We start from the raw sequence: 529 nt of genomic DNA on the forward strand, positions 1-529 counted from the left end.
CAGGAGTGCTACTCTCTACCTTTAATATCAGACACACACAAGCTGAGCATGAGTCGGCGTGGGTCAATGATGCAGGACAGCAGCAGCTTAAGTTAGGCGCTGAGCTGAGCGAGACGTTAGCAGAGGCTAAACAGGCGCATCTGCAATCGACCGAAGCGCTCAGTGATGCCCGAGCGTCGATAGAAGGGTTTAAGAGTACGGCGCAAATTATCGATGAGACGTTGAATACTGAAGTGCTGGGTGCGTCCGATGTGCTAGTAGTCAGCAAAGACAGTATTCTGGCATCAAGCAACAACACCCTAACCACAGCCAAGACCATCGTTAGACAATCAGGCAGCACGCAATCAGATATGGTGGCAGGCAGTTATACCTTGACGGCAGATACTATCGAGTCGCTATCAGGGATAGCCGGACAGGCTGCGCTATCAGGACTGAATATTAGTGCCAATACCAAACCTGTGGCGATACAAGCACAGGGCGGTGAGCTGCAATTGCACAGTCAGCAGTCGATGACGGTTGGTAGTGAGTC

Annotated in this window: 1 protein-coding gene; it reads left to right on the top strand. The window is 51.4% G+C overall.

Annotation, left to right across the window (positions count from 1 at the left end):
- Nucleotides 1-529: hypothetical protein (locus tag ACT3RN_RS16085; RefSeq protein ID WP_444518864.1), on the top strand; the 529-nt coding region annotated here is incomplete at both ends.

This window comes from Psychrobacter sp. AOP5-GZ1-6 (assembly GCF_052376345.1).
Lineage (GTDB): Bacteria > Pseudomonadota > Gammaproteobacteria > Pseudomonadales > Moraxellaceae > Psychrobacter.